The sequence below is a fragment of the Bradyrhizobium sp. 14AA genome (assembly GCF_054185205.1).
Genome location: NZ_JAVAYM010000016.1, coordinates 1 through 15,318, shown reverse-complemented (window position 1 = coordinate 15,318; position 15,318 = coordinate 1). Strand labels below are relative to the sequence as shown.

The 15,318-nt window shown below is 65.1% G+C and carries 14 protein-coding genes; 6 read left to right on the top strand and 8 right to left on the bottom strand.

Features of this window, described 5'->3' with window-relative positions:
• Positions 1–10: 10 nt before the first annotated feature.
• Together RAD15_RS26060 and RAD15_RS26055 are read right to left on the bottom strand one after the other, a co-directional pair.
• The gene (locus RAD15_RS26060) at positions 11–580 is read right to left on the bottom strand and encodes a cysteine hydrolase family protein (protein WP_458181057.1); all 570 of its coding nucleotides are present in this window, start codon (positions 578–580) and stop codon (positions 11–13) included.
• Positions 581–855: 275 nt separating this feature from the next.
• Positions 856–1,203, bottom strand: a complete 348-nt coding sequence (locus tag RAD15_RS26055) for a DUF3088 domain-containing protein (protein WP_458181056.1) — start codon at positions 1,201–1,203, stop codon at positions 856–858.
• 111 nt (positions 1,204–1,314) lie between these two features.
• Here RAD15_RS26055 and RAD15_RS26050 point away from each other — a divergent pair, with 111 nt between their 5' ends.
• Together RAD15_RS26050 and RAD15_RS26045 are read left to right on the top strand one after the other, a co-directional pair.
• Entirely contained in the window at positions 1,315–3,129 is a 1,815-nt protein-coding gene (locus RAD15_RS26050) for an AMP-dependent synthetase/ligase (RefSeq protein WP_458181055.1), read from the top strand.
• 104 nt (positions 3,130–3,233) lie between these two features.
• A complete protein-coding gene (locus RAD15_RS26045) occupies positions 3,234–4,793 on the top strand; it encodes an oleate hydratase (protein WP_458181054.1) in 1,560 nt (519 codons plus the stop codon).
• A 31-nt stretch (positions 4,794–4,824) separates the two neighbouring features.
• On the opposite strand, the gene RAD15_RS26040 is transcribed toward RAD15_RS26045, so the two are convergent.
• The 5 genes from RAD15_RS26040 to RAD15_RS26020 all read right to left on the bottom strand — a co-directional run bounded on the left by RAD15_RS26040 (position 4,825) and on the right by RAD15_RS26020 (position 10,652).
• Positions 4,825–6,681 carry a sensor histidine kinase gene (locus RAD15_RS26040; RefSeq protein WP_458181053.1) on the bottom strand — a complete coding sequence of 619 codons (1,857 nt, stop codon included), beginning with the start codon at positions 6,679–6,681 and terminating at the stop codon, positions 4,825–4,827.
• 144 nt (positions 6,682–6,825) lie between these two features.
• Positions 6,826–7,404, bottom strand: a complete 579-nt coding sequence (locus tag RAD15_RS26035; RefSeq protein WP_458181052.1) for a hypothetical protein — start codon at positions 7,402–7,404, stop codon at positions 6,826–6,828.
• Between the two features lie 202 nt (positions 7,405–7,606).
• Positions 7,607–8,920, bottom strand: a complete 1,314-nt coding sequence (locus tag RAD15_RS26030; protein WP_458181051.1) for a tetratricopeptide repeat protein — start codon at positions 8,918–8,920, stop codon at positions 7,607–7,609.
• Between the two features lie 16 nt (positions 8,921–8,936).
• Positions 8,937–9,959 (bottom strand): aldo/keto reductase, encoded by a 1,023-nt coding sequence (locus RAD15_RS26025; protein ID WP_458181050.1) that lies wholly within the window; start codon positions 9,957–9,959, stop codon positions 8,937–8,939.
• A gap of 267 nt (positions 9,960–10,226) precedes the next feature.
• Positions 10,227–10,652, bottom strand: coding sequence for a PaaI family thioesterase (locus tag RAD15_RS26020; RefSeq protein ID WP_458181049.1), 426 nt, complete (start codon positions 10,650–10,652; stop codon positions 10,227–10,229).
• 67 nt (positions 10,653–10,719) lie between these two features.
• Here RAD15_RS26020 and RAD15_RS26015 point away from each other — a divergent pair, with 67 nt between their 5' ends.
• Entirely contained in the window at positions 10,720–11,349 is a 630-nt protein-coding gene (locus RAD15_RS26015) for an NUDIX hydrolase (RefSeq protein WP_458181230.1), read from the top strand.
• A 73-nt stretch (positions 11,350–11,422) separates the two neighbouring features.
• Complete coding sequence (locus RAD15_RS26010; RefSeq protein ID WP_458181048.1) at positions 11,423–12,640, top strand: hypothetical protein; 1,218 nt, start codon at positions 11,423–11,425, stop codon at positions 12,638–12,640.
• 134 nt (positions 12,641–12,774) lie between these two features.
• Here the strand turns inward: RAD15_RS26010 and RAD15_RS26005 are convergent, their stop codons facing one another.
• Positions 12,775–13,083, bottom strand: coding sequence for a hypothetical protein (locus tag RAD15_RS26005; protein WP_458181047.1), 309 nt, complete (start codon positions 13,081–13,083; stop codon positions 12,775–12,777).
• Positions 13,084–13,282: 199 nt separating this feature from the next.
• On the opposite strand from RAD15_RS26005, the gene RAD15_RS26000 reads away from it, so the two are divergent.
• The gene (locus RAD15_RS26000; protein ID WP_458181046.1) at positions 13,283–13,762 is read left to right on the top strand and encodes a hypothetical protein; all 480 of its coding nucleotides are present in this window, start codon (positions 13,283–13,285) and stop codon (positions 13,760–13,762) included.
• 344 nt (positions 13,763–14,106) lie between these two features.
• Positions 14,107–15,054, top strand: coding sequence for a TAXI family TRAP transporter solute-binding subunit (locus RAD15_RS25995; RefSeq protein ID WP_458181045.1), 948 nt, complete (start codon positions 14,107–14,109; stop codon positions 15,052–15,054).
• The last annotated feature ends 264 nt before the right edge of the window (positions 15,055–15,318 follow it).

The window sequence follows — 15,318 nt, the reverse complement described above, 5'->3', positions numbered from 1 at the left end:
GCCTCTGCCATCACTCTGCCGCGAATGACGCGACCACATCATCAGTGGTGACGATGCGCGCGAACTCGCCATTGAGGTTCGACAGCGTCATCGCGTGAATCTCCTCGGCGGAATGCCTCTCGCCGTCGGGTCCGATTCGCTCGAACGTCCAGGTCGCGTCGCGCACGAGCTGCGCGTCGAAACCGAGATTGCCGGCCATCCGCGTCGTCGTCTCCACACAATGATTGGTGGTGGCGCCGCAGATGACGAGCGTGGTGAGGCCGGCCCCGCGCAAGCGCGTTTCCAGATCGGTGCCGATGAAGGCGCTGTTGACGCGCTTGACGATTACCGTCTCGCCCGGCTGCTCGCGCGCCTCGTCCTTGACGGCGTAGCCCGAGCTTTGGGGGAGAAACGACGATGTCGGTTTGGTGCCTTCGTGGCGGATATGAAAGATCGGCGTGCCGCTTGTTCGGAACGCCCTCAGCAGATCGGCGATGCGTGCTACCGCATCCGGATTATTGCGCCGTTTGCCCGCCGCCTCCCATTCGTCGAACGCGCGCTGGACGTCGACGACGATCAGGGCGGGGAGAGGATTGGGCATGGTCGGACCTTTCGGACGATTTGTTGAAGCAAATATGCGAGGCGAGGAGGACAACGCGCAATGTCGATCTTCCCTCGTTTCGCGACCTGTGGCTCACCCGGCTACGATCGCGTGCCCCGGACGCAGCGCAGCGTCTCTTCGACGGTGCGCTGCAGAGCCGGGGCCCATGTTGCCTCGGGACTCGTTGCGGCATGGGTCCCGACTCTGCGGAGCATCGCTGCGCGCTGCACCGCGTCCGGGACACGAGGATGAGTGTTGCGACGACCTTATCATCCTCACGGATGCGGGTCGGGAAAGCCGTGGCGTTCGGAGAGCGCGGCGAGGATCGCGTCCTTGTCGGCGATGAAGGCGCGGCCCTGATGGACGCCGGTCTGGTGCGGCGAGGTCGCTCCGTCTGCCAGTACGAGCAAGGGCAGCCACTGATTCTCCTCGCCGACCACCGCGATCACGGCCTGCCGCGGGCGCGGCCATGCGATGCGCTCGACGTCGAGCCGTTCGGCAAGCTTCGGAAACGAGCCGAGCAGGCCCTCGATCAGCGCGCAATGCCAGCAATAGAAGCGGCGGCCCGGATAGGCCGGGTCCTCGAAACCGGGTTGCACCAGAAACAGGCGGTCGCGGGTCATGGATCGCTCCGAAGCATGGCGGCCTTGCTGAGGATCAAGGCGGAGAGGTCTGGCCGGTCTAGTGTCGAAGCCCCAAATGGATGGGGAATCGCCAAGTTGCGAAAGGACGCCATGCCGGAGCCGATCAGTCAACCGGATGGACTTGCCGAGGTGAGGACGCTGCCGGAGCTGCTGCGCTCGCGCGTCAGGGCGACGCCGGCGACGGAGGCCTATCGCCATTTCGACGCGGATGCCAGGCGCTGGATCAGCCAGTCCTGGCACGAGATCGATGCAGAATTCGAGTTCTGGCGGCGGGCGCTGGCCGCAGAGCATTTCGTGCCAGGTGAACGCGTCGCCATCCTGATGCCAAACGGCATTCCGCACATTGCGATGGACCAGGCGGCGCTGTCGCGCGGCCTGGTGCCGGTGCCGATGCATGCGGTCGACAACCCCGACAGCATCGCCTACATCCTCGCCGATTCCGGCGCGCTGCTGCTGTTCGTCGATACGATCGAGCGCTGGCAGGCGATTGCAGCCACCGGCCAGCCGCTCGATCATCTCAAGCGCGTCGTCTGCGCGGATGCGGCAGGGACCACCGTCGCCGATGCGCGCATCGTCGCGCTCGACCGCTGGCTCGCGGACGCACCGGGCGCGAGCGCGCAGCTGCCCGACGTCGCGGTCAAGCCGGACGATCTCGCCGCCATCGTCTACACGTCGGGGACGACCGGACGGCCGAAGGGCGTGATGCTGTCGCATGACAACATCGTCGCCAACGTGAAGGCGATCGCGCATCGTATCAAGGCCGAACCCGACGATGTCTTCCTGTCCTTCCTGCCGCTCTCGCACACCTTCGAGCGCACCGGCGGCTATTACTATCCGATCGCGGCCGGGGCGTGCGTTGCCTATGCACGGTCGGTGCCGCAACTCGCGGAGGATTTGAGGCATGTGCGGCCGACCGTTCTGATCTCGGTGCCGCGAATCTACGAGCGGGTCTACGCACTGATCATGCAGCATCGCGCATCGGCCGGACGCATCGAGCGCGCGCTGCTCGACCTCACCATCGCCGTCGGCGGCCGGCGTTTCGACGCGCGTCAGGGCCGTGACGCAGTGTCGCCACTCGACCGGCTGGCCTGGCCGCTGCTCAAGCGGCTCGTCGCCGACAAGGTGCTGGCACAACTCGGCGGCCGTTTGCGGGTCGCGGTCTCCGGCGGCGCGCCGATCGCCGAGCCCGTCATTCGCCTGTTCCTCGCGCTCGGGCTCGACATTCTCCAGGGCTACGGCATGACGGAAACCTCGCCGGTGGTCTCCGTCAACACCATCGACGACAACGATCCGCACTCGGTCGGCCACGTCCTCGACGGCATCGAGGTCACGCTGGGCGAGAACGACGAGCTGCTGGTGCACGGCCCCAGCGTGATGCTCGGCTATTGGCACCAGCCCGACGAGACGCGCCGCGTCAAGGACGCGGATGGCTGGCTGCATACCGGCGACCAGGCGCGCATCGAGAACGGACGCATCACCATCACCGGTCGCATCAAGGACATCCTGGTCACATCCACCGGCGAGAAGATCGCGCCGGTGGATCTGGAGACCGCGATTCTCGCCGACCCCCTGTTCGAGCAGGCGCTGGTGGTCGGCGAACAGCGGCCGTTCCTCGCTGCGCTGGTCGTGCTCAACGCAAAGGCCTGGGTGCAGGAGAAGGAAAGGTTAGCTGCGAGCGGCAAGCAGGGCGGCGCGGCGGAGCGGGCCGCTCTGCTCGCGCGGATCGCGGCGGCCGTGAAGACCTATCCATCCTACGCGACACCACGCGCGGTGTGGTGGACGCTGGACCCCTGGACCATTGCCGCCGGCTTGCTGACGCCGACGCTGAAGAACAAGCGTCCCGCGCTCGAACGCCGCTTCGCCTCCGAGATCGAGCAGATCTACGCGAAGAAGCCGGCGCGATAACGTCGACGTGATTTCGCCTCCTCTCGCGGTTGATCCAGCGCAACCTCGGCCGCCGCGACGCGATGCAATGTCGCCGCGACATTGGAAGGCAATCGAGGCAAGTCATGAAGGCGTATTTCATCGGTGGTGGCATCGGATCGCTCGCGGGTGCGGCGTTCCTCGTTCGCGACGCGCAGCTGCCGGGGCGTGACATCGTGATCTACGAGGCGCAGCCGCTGGTCGGCGGCAGCCTCGACGGCGCGCTGCTCGCGAACGGCGCCTACTCGCTGCGCGGCGGGCGCATGCTAACCACCGACCATTACGAATGCACCTGGGACCTGCTCTCGAGCATCCCCTCGCTCGAACATCCCGGACTCAGCGTGCGTGAGGAGACCATCGCGTTCAACCTGGAAAATCCGGCGCACTCGCAGGCGCGGCTGGTCGACCGCAATCGCTTCAAGATCGACGTCTCGCATATGGGCTTCTCCGCACGTGACCGGCTCGAGCTGCTGCGGCTCACCGAGGCCTCCGAGGACAAGCTCGGCAATAGCCGCATCACCGACTGGCTGTCGCCGAAATTCTTCGAGTCGAATTTCTGGTACATGTGGCAGACCACCTTCGCCTTCCAGCCCTGGCACAGCGCGGTCGAGCTGAAGCGCTATCTGCACCGCTTCATGAACGAGTTCCCGCGCATCGAGACGCTCGGCGGCGTCAAGCGCACCGTCTACAATCAATATGACGCGATCGTGCGGCCGCTCGCGGACTGGCTGAAGCGGCAGGGCGTGCAGTTCGTGCGCGGCACCCGCGTCACCGACATGGCGATCGAGAGCGAGGACGGACGCTTGCGGGTGCGCCAGCTCGTGCTCGACCGTGACGGCCGCACCGCCAATGTCCGGCTCGAGGACGGCGACCTCGTATTCTTCCAGAACGGCTCGATGACCGATGCATCGAGCCTGGGCTCCATGACCGAGCCGGCGCCGCATCTGACCAAGAAAGACAGCCAGGGCTGGGCGCTCTGGGAGAGCATTGCGAAGGGACGCCCCGAATTCGGCAATCCGTCCGCGTTCAACGCCTCGATCCCCGAATCCTACTGGCTGTCCTTCACCGTGACCTGCCGCGACCCGGGCTTCTTCGAGAAGATGGAGGCGTTCTCCGGCAACAGCGCCGGCACCGGCGGGCTCGTGACCTTCAAGGATTCCAACTGGCTGATGTCGGTGGTGCTGTATCACCAGCCGCATTTCGTCGGCCAGCCGAAGAACGTGCAGGTGTTCTGGGGCTATGCGCTGCATCCGGATCGCGTCGGCAATTTCGTGGGGAGGCCGATGTCGGAGTGCGGCGGCGCGGACATCCTGAAGGAGCTTTGCGGGCACCTGAACTTCGACACAAGCGTGTTCGAGGACGCGATCTGCGTGCCCTGCCGCATGCCTTACATCACTAGCATGTTCATGCCGCGCACGGCCACGGACCGGCCGCTGCCGGTGCCGAAGAATTCCGTCAACCTCGCCTTCGTCAGCCAGTTCGTCGAAATCCCCGACGACGTCGTGTTCACCGTCGAATATTCGGTGCGCGCGGCGCAGACGGCGGTCTATCAGCTGATGAAGATCGATCGTCCCGTGCCGCCGGTGACCCGCCACGACAAGTCGCTCGCGGTGATCTTCGCGACGCTGGAGAAGGCGTTCGCGTGAGGCCCGGCTTTCGCCGGGGCGACGTCGCCGGCTATCGCGACGCCGCCAGCGGCAGGCTGATGTGAAAGACGGCGCCCCCTGACGTCGCGTTTTCGGCCCAGATCTGCCCGCCATGCGCCTCGACGATGGTGCGCGCGATCGACAGGCCGATGCCCATGCCTTGCGTCTTGGTCGTGAAGAACGGCCTGAAGATCTCGGTCACTTTTTCCGCAAGGATGCCGTCGCCCGTATCGGCGATGGAGACGAGGGCCTGATTGTCGTCGGCAAGACTGGTCCGGCCGACGACGCGGCGTCGATCGTCCGGAAGATGGGCCACTGCATCCATGCCGTTCACGACGAGGTTCAGGATGGCCTGCTGGAGCTGGACCTTGTCGCCTCTCACGCGAATGTCCGCGGACGACGGCTCCGTCGCGAGCCCGACGTCGTGGGTCAGGGCCTGCACCGAGAGGAATCGAAACACCTCGTCGACCGTCGCGTTGAGATCGATCTCGCGCCGTTCGGTCGGGTCTCTCTTCAGAAACGAGCGCAGCCGGCCGATGACCTCGCTGGCGCGCTGATCATCGCGGCGAATGTGGTCCAGGATGTCCCTGAGCTCGCCGAGGTCGGGAGCCGGATGCCGCAACACCTGCTCGGCCGTCTCGGTGTTGATCAGGATCGCGGCGAGCGGTTGGCTCAGCTCGTGCGCGATCGAGGCGGACATCTCGCCCGCGGTCGCGCGCCGGTTCATGTGGGCGAGCTCCGACATGCGCTGACGTGCCTCGACCTCCGCCACGAAGCGCAGCCGGCGCTCGCGCAGCAGAATGGCGATCATCAGCGCCTGCACCAGCACGACGCTCGCGACGATGGTGGAGTGCCAGTAATACTGCTCCCAGAAGCTCGGCTCGCGGAATCGCACCTCGCTGCCCGCAGGCAGATTGGCTTCGTCCACGTTCCAGCGTTTCAGCTGTCGCCAGTCGAAGATCGGCTTCACGTTGTCGCCGTTGAAGGGCTGGATGCTGGACGGCGCTTCGCCGTCGAGAATCCGCATCGCCACTTCGCCGGCCTCCCGTCCGATGCTGTCCGGCAGCAGCAGGAAGCCGCCCACGCCCGAGCGCCCGAGGAACGTATCGGACGTGATGACGATCGGGCGGTTCGCGCTCTCGGCGACGCGTGCGAGCGCCGCGGCCGGGGAATAATAGGTGCCTTCGCCGTCGGAATACATCGCCGAGGTCAGGATCGCGGAGCGGTCGGGCAGGGAGGCGACCTGCTTGCGGACCTCACGCAGCACTGCGTCGGACAGATCGGTAACCTCCAGGCCGGGCATTGCGGCCGCGAATTCCTGCTTCCAGTGTCCGTACACCAGCGGATTCTTCCAGGCGTCGCCCACGAGGACGACACGGGTCAGGTCGGGAACGATGGCGCGCGCTGCAGTCAGGAGATGCGCCGGCCTCACTCTGGCGAAGACGGCCGTCGTATCGGGCAGGAACAGCGCGCGCGTCTCGGGTAGATCGGGCACGAAGCCGTACACGACAGGGGCGGCGGGCCAGATCTCCTGCTTCCGCGCCTGAAGGAATTTCGCCGAGGTGACGCCGATGGACACGATGACGTCGATCGGCCGCTGCGCATATTTGGTCTTGAGGTGATCGACCAGGCTCTCTTCGTAGCCCGGTCCCGGGAAGCGGGCGAGATCGAGGCTCTCGCCGTAGATCACCGTATGGATATTGCCGTTCTGCTTCGCTGCGGCGCGGATGCCGGCAAAGATCTCCGAATAAAACGGCGAGCGAAAGTCGGCTTCTTCGAGAACCAGGATCGAGCGCTGCTGCGGGCCGCCGGCTGCGATGCATTCACGCGACAGGCTTGCGAGCAGGCAGATGATCAGGATGCGCGCGAGCCCGGTGATGATACGCATTGCTGGACTCTCGGGCCCCGCCGCCTCCGGTTGCAATCGGGCTCCTCAACGAGGACGCGCCAAAGAGCATACAAGGCTGACCCGGAGTTTCAACGGAAGGATGCGCGTCCGCTCCGCTGACGAGGAGGGCGGGACGAAGTGCCGCTACTTGAACGGGTCCTGGATCGACGGCGACGATTGCCGGATGCGGCGCACACTGACCGGTGTGCCGTCGGATACGAACAGCAGTTCATATCGACGTCCTTCGCTGTCGGTGGCCGAGCAGGTCACGTCGTTCACCTTCCTGGCAGCGAAGTTGCCGGTCTGGCGGCAGACCCCGGTCGAGGCCTGTTCGGCCGGCACCGGCAGGCCGTCGACCTTCGGTCGGTCCTTGGAGTTGAGCAGCATGCGGTCGATCGGCAGCTCGTAGGAATTATCGTCGGCGCGCTTGCCGTTCTCGCCCGAGAACGACACGACGTGATTTTCGTCGGCGGGATCGTCGACGGCGACCGCGAAATTGACCCGGCCCTTGTCACCGTGGGCGTAGGCCACGGTCTTGCATGCGAAGGTGCGCCCGGCGACCCTCAGCGTCTTGCAGTGGCCGGACATCAGCGCCAGCAGGTCGATCAAGGCGTTCTGCTGCGCCGGCGGGTTGTTGACCGGAATGGGACTGGAAGTTTCGGCGAAACAAGGGCTTGCCGAAGCCATGATCGAGGCGGCGAAGACCGATCGACAGAGGCGCATCGTCAGGCTCGTATGCCAGGGGGCCGTGGCGGCGGAAAAGTTCCGTCCAACAACCATCGAACCGCAAATTGGTTGCGATCCCGTTTTCACAGCAAGTCCCGACTGGAATACCACCGCGCCACCCCGACGGCGATTCGTCCAAATCGCCCAACCCGTCCCGGCCGGCACTTGCCGTCAGGCCGGTGTTTTTTTCGTGGCAGGGCTAACCCATGGCCGCCTGCCACCGCGTATCGCGCAAGGACGGGCGGCGGTGCAGGCGGGCGTCCAGCAGGGCGCGGGCGCGGGGCAGCTCGCCGCTGCGCATCAGCGCGACGATGAAGGTGTCCTCGATCAGTTCGCGTTGGGCGTGGCTGCCGCCGATGCGCACGACCTCGGCGAGAACCGGCGCGAGCGTTTGCGCGCAGGCCGTGTAGTCTTCATCGGCAAAGGCTGCCAGCGCGCGGCAGATCGCCGGCACCACGGGGCCGGCCGGCAGCTTGCCCTCGGCGAGGCGCTGCTCGATCACGACAAGGCGTGCGGCGAGCGCCTCGCGATTTTGCGTCGCCGCGGCGAACAGCGCCATGTGGACGTCGGCAAAGGGCAGGCTCGATTTCGGAAACAGTTTTTGCGCGGTGGCGTCGGCATCCAGCCAGAGTGCCTTGGGTACGGCGTGGCCGTAGGCCGACAGGCGCCACAAGAGCGACGAGCCGTCGGTGATGACGTTGAGCGGCGGAGCCTGCGTGGCGGAGGGCTGGAGCACGTCGGCATAGATCGCAAGCGCGCGCGCCGCATCGCCGTGTTCGAGCGCGCCGAGCGCCTGATGCCAGCGGATGTGGCCGTGCAGAATCCCGGCGCGGTCGTAAGAGGGGATCCAGTCGTCGACGAGCCGATCGGCTTCGTCGATCGAGCCGTCCTCGAACATGGCATGCAGCACCGCGTGCGCGGCATGGGCGTTGGCCCGTCGGAGGCCGAAGCCGCGCTCGGTGACGCCGCGGCCGCGCGCGACGTCGCCATTCTCGGTCATCGCCCAGCCGTACAGCGTGAGGAACCACCAGTCCTCGCCATAGTGATGCGCGACGCTCCGGCATAGCTCGTGCCGCGCGCGGTCGTGATCGGCCATGCCGGAGAACGCGAACAGGCCGAACGCGCCGAGCGGCAGCGACAGCACCACGGCATCGCGCGGCCATGCCTCGATGTGTTTCCGCATCGCCGCGATTGCTTCGGGCAGCCGGCCCTCGATCGCGAGCGCCAGCGTCTCGACATGCGAACGCTCGCGTTCGGTGCCGTGCCTGGCCACGAGCTCTCGTGCGGTCGCTGCCCTTTGCCGTGCCAGATCACCCTGCTGGTAGAATGCGTGCACGCGGGCGCGGGCAATCTGGGCCAGCGCGAAGTCCGGATCTGCTGCGACGGCGCGCTCCAGCGTCTCCGCCGTGCCGGTCCAGCCGGCAAGCATGAGGTCGACGCCCTCGCGATAGGCGGATGCCGCGTCGTGTGACGAGGTGGACAGTGGCAGTCCGTAGCGGTCTTCGTGGGCCATTCGATGTGCCTGGAGTTCAAGCCGTTCGCGCGCGGCGGCCCTCGATCGGATAAGCGGGGTCGTTGTAGCCCGGCGTCGAGGGATGGCCCGGCACCACCAGCCGGTCGATCAGCGCCTCGTCATCAGCGGTGAAACGATAGTCGAGCCCGCCGATGTAGCCGTCCCACTGCTCCTCGGTGCGCGGACCCGCGACGATCGAGGAGACGAAAGCGGAGTTCAGCACCCAGGCGACCGCGAACTGGCCGGCGGTGATGCCTTTCTTCTCGGCGTGGTTCTTGATCTCCTGCGCGAGCTGCAGCGATTCCGGCCGCCACTCGGTCTGCATCATGCGGGTGTCGTTGCGGCCCGCGCGCGTCTCCTTGTCGGGCGCTGCATCCGGCTTGTACTTGCCTGTCAGCACGCCGCGCGCGAGCGGGCTGTAGGGCACGATGCCGAGGCCGTAGTAGGAACAGGCCGGAAAATGCTCGACCTCCGGCATGCGGTTCATCGCGTTGTAATAGGGCTGGCTCACCGCGGGCCGGTCGATGCCGAGCCGGTCGCAGATGTTGCAGATCTCGGCGACGCGCCAGGCGCGGTAGTTGGAGACGCCGAAATAGCGCACCTTGCCTGCGCGGATCAGGTCGCCCATCGCGCGCACCGTCTCTTCCAGCGGCGTCGCGTGGTCTTCCTTGTGCAGATAATAGATGTCGATGTGATCGGTGCCGAGCCGCTTCAGGCTTTCGTCGGCCGCCTGCAACACCCAGCGCCGCGACAGGCCGACGCGATTGGGATCGTCCCCCGATTCAGTGTTCATGGGGTTGGCGAGCTTTGTCGCGAGCACCCAGGCATGACGATTGCCGGCGATGGCGCGACCAACGACCTCCTCGGATGCGCCCTTCGAATAGGCGTCCGCGGTGTCGATGAAGTTGATCCCGGCGCCGTGTGCCTTGTCGATGATCCGCTTCGAGGCAGCCTCATCGGTCGGCCCGCCGAACATCATGGTGCCCAGGCAGATCGGCGACACTTTGAGGCCGCTGCGGCCGAGTTGGCGGTATTGCATGGGGTCTTTCCTCAACGCTTGCGTTGGCGCCAGCATAGCCAGCTACGCTGGTCATTGCGAGGGCAGTGAAGCAATCCAGCAATGCCGCCTCCTCTCGTCGTCCCGGACAAGCGCGCCCCAAGCGCGCGCAGATCCGGGACCCATAGCCACAGGATTGCGCTTGGCGAAGCCTCGGAGTTACCAGCTTCGCGCCACAACTCCTCCCTGTGGTTATGGGTCCTGGCTTTCGCCAGGACGACGACGGAGTTTGTCGTGCGCAGTGTGGCCTTATCCCGGCCCCTTCAAGATCTTGAACACGCCATTCGCCATCACGATGCAGCGGCCGTCGACGGTGACTTCCGTGCTCATGAAGATCAGGCTGCGCGTGGAGCGCACGACGCGGGGGCGGGAGATCAGGATGTCGCCGATCTGGCCGGCCTCGACGAAATGGGTGTCGAGTTGCACCGTCGCCATGAATTCCTTGCCGGAGGTGTAGCGGGCGGTCATGCCGCAGGTGCGGTCGGCGAATGTCATCATCACGCCGCCCTGGACCATGCCGCGGCGGTTGTGGTGCTTGTCCTCGGTCGCGAGCGCGAATTCGTAATGGCCGTCGACCTTGCGCTCCCACAACGGGCCGATCAGATGCATGAAGCCCGTGGTCTCCAGGATGGTCCAGCCGTCCGATTTGAGCCTTGCGGCGACCTTGCTGGTCATGTCGTCGTCCATCCTTGCACGCGTATCTCTCCTCGTTTCATCAGATGCGGTCCTGGTGTAGTCAAGCATCATGAGAGCTTTCGACGATGCCACCAGACGGAATATCGCGGAGGCCTGCGCTTCATTCGCGCGGCTGCCTGACGAGGCCGGGCCGTCGGCACTGAAACGTGCCGCGGTGGTGCTCGCGCTGACCGCATCCAATGACGGCGGAGACACCGCTTTTCTGCTCACCAAGCGTGCTTCACACCTGCGCGCCCATCGCGGCCAATGGGCGCTGCCGGGCGGACGCTGCGATGCCGGCGAGACGCCGGTCGAGGCGGCACTGCGCGAGCTCGACGAGGAGCTCGCGCTCAAGCTTCCGGCCGATGCGGTGCTCGGCCTGCTCGACGACTATCCGACGCGCTCCGGCTATCTGATCACGCCGGTCGTGGTGTGGGCCTCGGGCAGCGCAGCGATCAGACCAAACCCCGACGAGGTCGCCTCGGTTCATCGCATCGCGCTCGATACGATCGAGCGCGACGAGGCCTTCGATTTCACCGATATCCCCGAGAGCACCCGCCGCGTGATCCGCTTCCATCACCAGATGAGCCTGATCCACGCGCCGACCGCGGCGCTGATCTACCAGTTCCGCGAGGTGCTGGCGGGCCGGCACACCCGCGTCACCGAGCTGGAACAGCCGGTGTTCGCCTGGAAGTGACGCAAAAGGACGAAAAAAATAGGTAAACGGCGCGTTAACGTGACGGTTACCGGATGCCTGCTAAGAGGGCAGCATGCATCATTCCCCGATTCGACATGCCCTGACGCTGGTTCCACTCGCGCTCGCGCTGTTCGCGCCGCCGGCGCTTGCCCAGGACTCCGCAGCGTTGCCGCCCGCCGTCCGCGATGCCAAGGCCCAGCTGCTCTCGCAGTTCTTCGCGCAAGGCGGGGCCTCGCCGGCGGTGCTCGAATATCGTCGCAAGCTTGGGGAATATCAGGCCGCGCGCGCGGCCTTCGACGAGGAGGCCGGCGCCTATTGGAGCCAGATCTCCGAGAAGCGGAAAGGCCGCAATGCCAAGCGGCGCAACGGACAGCAGGTCACGCTCGACGACTACGTGCTGGAGCATCCGCCGCTCTATAGCGGACCGAAGCGGCCGGTGAACCCGGAGCCGGAAGAAACGCCCTCGCGGCCCGAGCGCAAGCCCATCCCCGTCGTCTCCGATCTCCTGCGCGCGGCGCAGGAGCTCTACCAGTTCACGCCGCAGCGACCGGCCAGCGAGGTCGAGTTCAAGCGCGCCTATGCGCGCTACGCGCTCGCCTCGGGGCTGACGCGCGAGCAGGCGGTGCGGGTCTATTCGTTCGAGACCGGCGGCACCGGCAGCTACGACGTGCAGGCGGGCATCGAGCATGGCGGCAAGCGCGCGATCTCGACGGCGATGGGCTACAACCAGTTGCTGACGACCAACAGCGTCGAGCTGCTCGCCGAGCAAGGCCACGAATTCATCCGCGCGCTCTCCGACAAGGTGGCGCGGACATCGGGGCCGGCGCGCCAGTCGCTCGAGCACAAGCTCGCAGTGCTGAAGAGGATGGTGGCGCATGCGAAGGCGGTGCCCGATACCTGGTCGGAGCACGAGAAGATCGGCAACACCGCGCAGGGCTGGGCCATGCATGCGATGGTGCTCGACATCGATATCGGCCCGATGCTGCAGACCCACAAGCTCTTGACCTCGGTGCTGTTCGCGCGCGCCAAGGGTTACAGCCGTCCGCTCAGTGCGGCCGAGCTCGAAATGATGAACCTCACCGGCGACGGCACCGGCCTCGACATGGTGACGATGCCGCAGGCGATGCGCGAGCAGGTGCCGACCTCGAACTTCTTCCAGCGTGGCGGCTATGAGCGCAACCCGGTCGCCATCCGTCACAACACGGTGGCGAAGCTGCTCGCGGTGACGGACACGCGGATGGACTCGAACAGCAGCAATGCCGGCGCAAGGGAATTGGCGGGGGCCTTTTAGGAGCTGCCGTAGGGTGGGTTAGCCCTGCGGATGCACGAAGTGCATCTGCTCGGCGTAACCCACCTCTTCTGTTTCCGCGGATAGAGCGAGTGGTGGGTTACGCCTTCGGCTAACCCACCCTACAAGCTCCCCCCCTACTGATCCGACCCGAACTTGAACTTGCCGTCGCCTTCGAGATACGGGCCGCTGCGCATGTAGAGCTGGCCGTTGTGGCCGAGGAAGAACAGCGTGCCCTTCGGCACTTTCTTGGCGCCCTTCAGCAGCTCGCCGGCATTGCTGGTGCCCATCTTGTAGGAAAAGGTCTTGCCGTCCCTGTCATAGGCATAGCCCGTGTCGGGCTTGAGCTCCCACGGCGTTGCCGGGGCTTGCGCGCATGCAGGTGTGGCGAACGCCGTTACAATCGCTACCGAAACAAGTCCAAATGTCTTCGTTGAAAATGCCATGATCCCATCCTTCCCCATCCATTGGGGTTGCCCATCTTGAACAAATCACGAACGATATTTCCGGGTCAACTTGCGAAAGCGCCGCAGCGCATCACGACTTGCCCAGCAGTTTGTGATTTTCCCTTCGTCCCCTCGCGACTATGTTCCGCTTTCCGTCTAGAACGCAATTCGACAAAGATATTGGTGGGGGATGATTCGGATGCGCCATGTGATGAAACTTTGCTGGGCTGCTGCATTGTCGCTGACGGCACTGGCGCCGGCCGCCCGGGCCGACGATTACCAACTCAGTCACAACCAGCGGATTTCCTGCAGCCGCGGCCTTGCTCCGGGCAAGCTGAACACGGCGACCTGCAAGTCCTACACTTACCTCTTCAACACAAAAACCTCGGAATATTTCCGTTGTCAGGTCTCCCTGGCGCTGACGCGCGACAACAAGGAAGTCATCAACGTCCAGACCGACGGCGGCTGCACCAAGAAGCCGCGCATCTTCGAGACTGACGGACATTACGATTTCGACGCAACCGAGACCGAGCCGCCGAACACCAACTCGTTCTTCGGCCCCGGCGGCTATTCGGTCTGGGCCGCCGACGTGACCGCGCAGAAGGTGCGCGGCTGCATCATCATCTCCTCCGGCCTCGGCTCCGACATCTCCAAGTGCCTGGACATGACGTTCCAGTAGGATTTGCCAGTAAGGGGTGACTCTCTCCCCGCTTGCGGGGGAGAGCTATCGCATATGAGCTTGGCGGGGCCTGAGCGAACGCCTCGTCCTTCGAGACGACCGCTCCGCGGTCTCCTCAGGATGAGGCTGAGCGGCAGCTTTGCCTGTTGAAATTGTTGCCACGCCGTAGGCGGGCGTCTCGAAGGATGTGTCGCGGGCGGCTGCGCCACCTCGCCGCACCTGCCCGGTTCCCCAAAAGTCGAGCTGGATCTGCCATTTGCCGCAGTCCTGTTTTGCCTTTTGGATGGGTTGACCCGCTCCCCTCATCCGGCCAATTTCGCGCCGGTTTGGGGAGTACAAAAATCATGAAACGGACGATTTTCGGCGTGGCCGCGGCTCTTGCCCTGGCGGCGTCGGCACCTTGCGCGCATGCGCAATCCTTTATCAACGTGCTGACCGGTGGCACCTCGGGCGTCTACTATCCGCTCGGGGTCGCGATCGGGAAGATCTACGGCGACAAGATTCCGAATGTGAAGACGCAGGTGCAGGCCACCAAGGCGTCGGTCGAGAACCTGATCCTGCTGCAGCAGGGCCGCGGCGAGCTGGCGTTCACGCTGGGTGACTCGCTCAAGGCCGCCTGGGAGGGCGAGGAAGAGGCGGGCTTCAAGACCAAGCTCGACAAGCTGAGGACGATCGGCGCGATCTATCCGAACTACATCCAGATCGTCGCGACCGCCGAGAGCGGCATCAAGACGCTGGCCGACCTCAAGGCCAAGAGCCTGTCGGTCGGTGCGCCGAAATCCGGCACGGAGCTGAATTCGCGCGCGATCCTCAGCGCCGCCGGCATGAACTACAAGGATCTCGGCAAGGTCGAATATCTGCCGTTCGCCGAATCCGTCGACCTCATGAAGAACCGCCAGCTCGCGGCCACGCTGCAATCGGCCGGCCTCGGCGTCGCCTCGCTGAAGGATCTGTCGACCTCGAGCCCGATCACGGTGGTGTCGGTGCCGAAGGAGACCGTCGACAAGATCGGCCCGCCCTTCATCTCGGCGATCATACCGGCCAACACCTATACCGGCCAGGACAAGGATGTTCCGACGGCCGCCGTCGTCAACTACCTCGTGACCAGCTCTGCGGTGTCGGACGACCTCGCCTATCAGATGACCAAGCTGGTGTTCGAGTCGCTGCCGGAATTGCAGAATGCCCATGCCGCGGGCAAAGAGATCAAGCTCGAGACTGCCGCCAATGGCAGCCCGGTCCCGCTGCATCCCGGCGCGATCCGCTACTACAAGGAAAAAGGGCTGATCAAGTAAGTCGCTCGGTCGTCATTCCGCGGCGATGCGAAGCATCGAACTATGGTGCGCAATTGCGCACCTGAGAATCTCGAGATTCCGGCTTCGGCTCTGGCGAGCCGCCCCGGAATGACGGAGAGAACGCAATGCCCGGGTTCAGCCCACGGCTGTCCGGTTCAAAATTATTGGACAGAGCGCATGGCGTTGATTCTACTCGATCCTGGACGTCTGCAAGCGTTCCGGGACACGAATGGAGATCAGCGCCATGCCGCACCACAATACAGT

What these genes read in the sequence shown, in the direction of transcription:
- RAD15_RS26060 (WP_458181057.1), bottom strand. Translation starts at nt 580, where the DNA reads ATGCCCAATCCTCTCCCCGCCCTGATCGTCGTCGACGTCCAGCGCGCG.
- RAD15_RS26035 (WP_458181052.1), bottom strand. Translation starts at nt 7,404, where the DNA reads ATGCGCCTCTGTCGATCGGTCTTCGCCGCCTCGATCATGGCTTCGGCA.
- RAD15_RS26040 (WP_458181053.1), bottom strand. Translation starts at nt 6,681, where the DNA reads ATGCGTATCATCACCGGGCTCGCGCGCATCCTGATCATCTGCCTGCTC.
- RAD15_RS26010 (WP_458181048.1), top strand. Translation starts at nt 11,423, where the DNA reads ATGCATCATTCCCCGATTCGACATGCCCTGACGCTGGTTCCACTCGCG.
- RAD15_RS26045 (WP_458181054.1), top strand. Translation starts at nt 3,234, where the DNA reads ATGAAGGCGTATTTCATCGGTGGTGGCATCGGATCGCTCGCGGGTGCG.
- RAD15_RS26055 (WP_458181056.1), bottom strand. Translation starts at nt 1,203, where the DNA reads ATGACCCGCGACCGCCTGTTTCTGGTGCAACCCGGTTTCGAGGACCCG.
- RAD15_RS26025 (WP_458181050.1), bottom strand. Translation starts at nt 9,959, where the DNA reads ATGCAATACCGCCAACTCGGCCGCAGCGGCCTCAAAGTGTCGCCGATC.
- RAD15_RS25995 (WP_458181045.1), top strand. Translation starts at nt 14,107, where the DNA reads ATGAAACGGACGATTTTCGGCGTGGCCGCGGCTCTTGCCCTGGCGGCG.
- RAD15_RS26020 (WP_458181049.1), bottom strand. Translation starts at nt 10,652, where the DNA reads ATGACCAGCAAGGTCGCCGCAAGGCTCAAATCGGACGGCTGGACCATC.
- RAD15_RS26030 (WP_458181051.1), bottom strand. Translation starts at nt 8,920, where the DNA reads ATGGCCCACGAAGACCGCTACGGACTGCCACTGTCCACCTCGTCACAC.
- RAD15_RS26005 (WP_458181047.1), bottom strand. Translation starts at nt 13,083, where the DNA reads ATGGCATTTTCAACGAAGACATTTGGACTTGTTTCGGTAGCGATTGTA.
- RAD15_RS26000 (WP_458181046.1), top strand. Translation starts at nt 13,283, where the DNA reads ATGCGCCATGTGATGAAACTTTGCTGGGCTGCTGCATTGTCGCTGACG.
- RAD15_RS26050 (WP_458181055.1), top strand. Translation starts at nt 1,315, where the DNA reads ATGCCGGAGCCGATCAGTCAACCGGATGGACTTGCCGAGGTGAGGACG.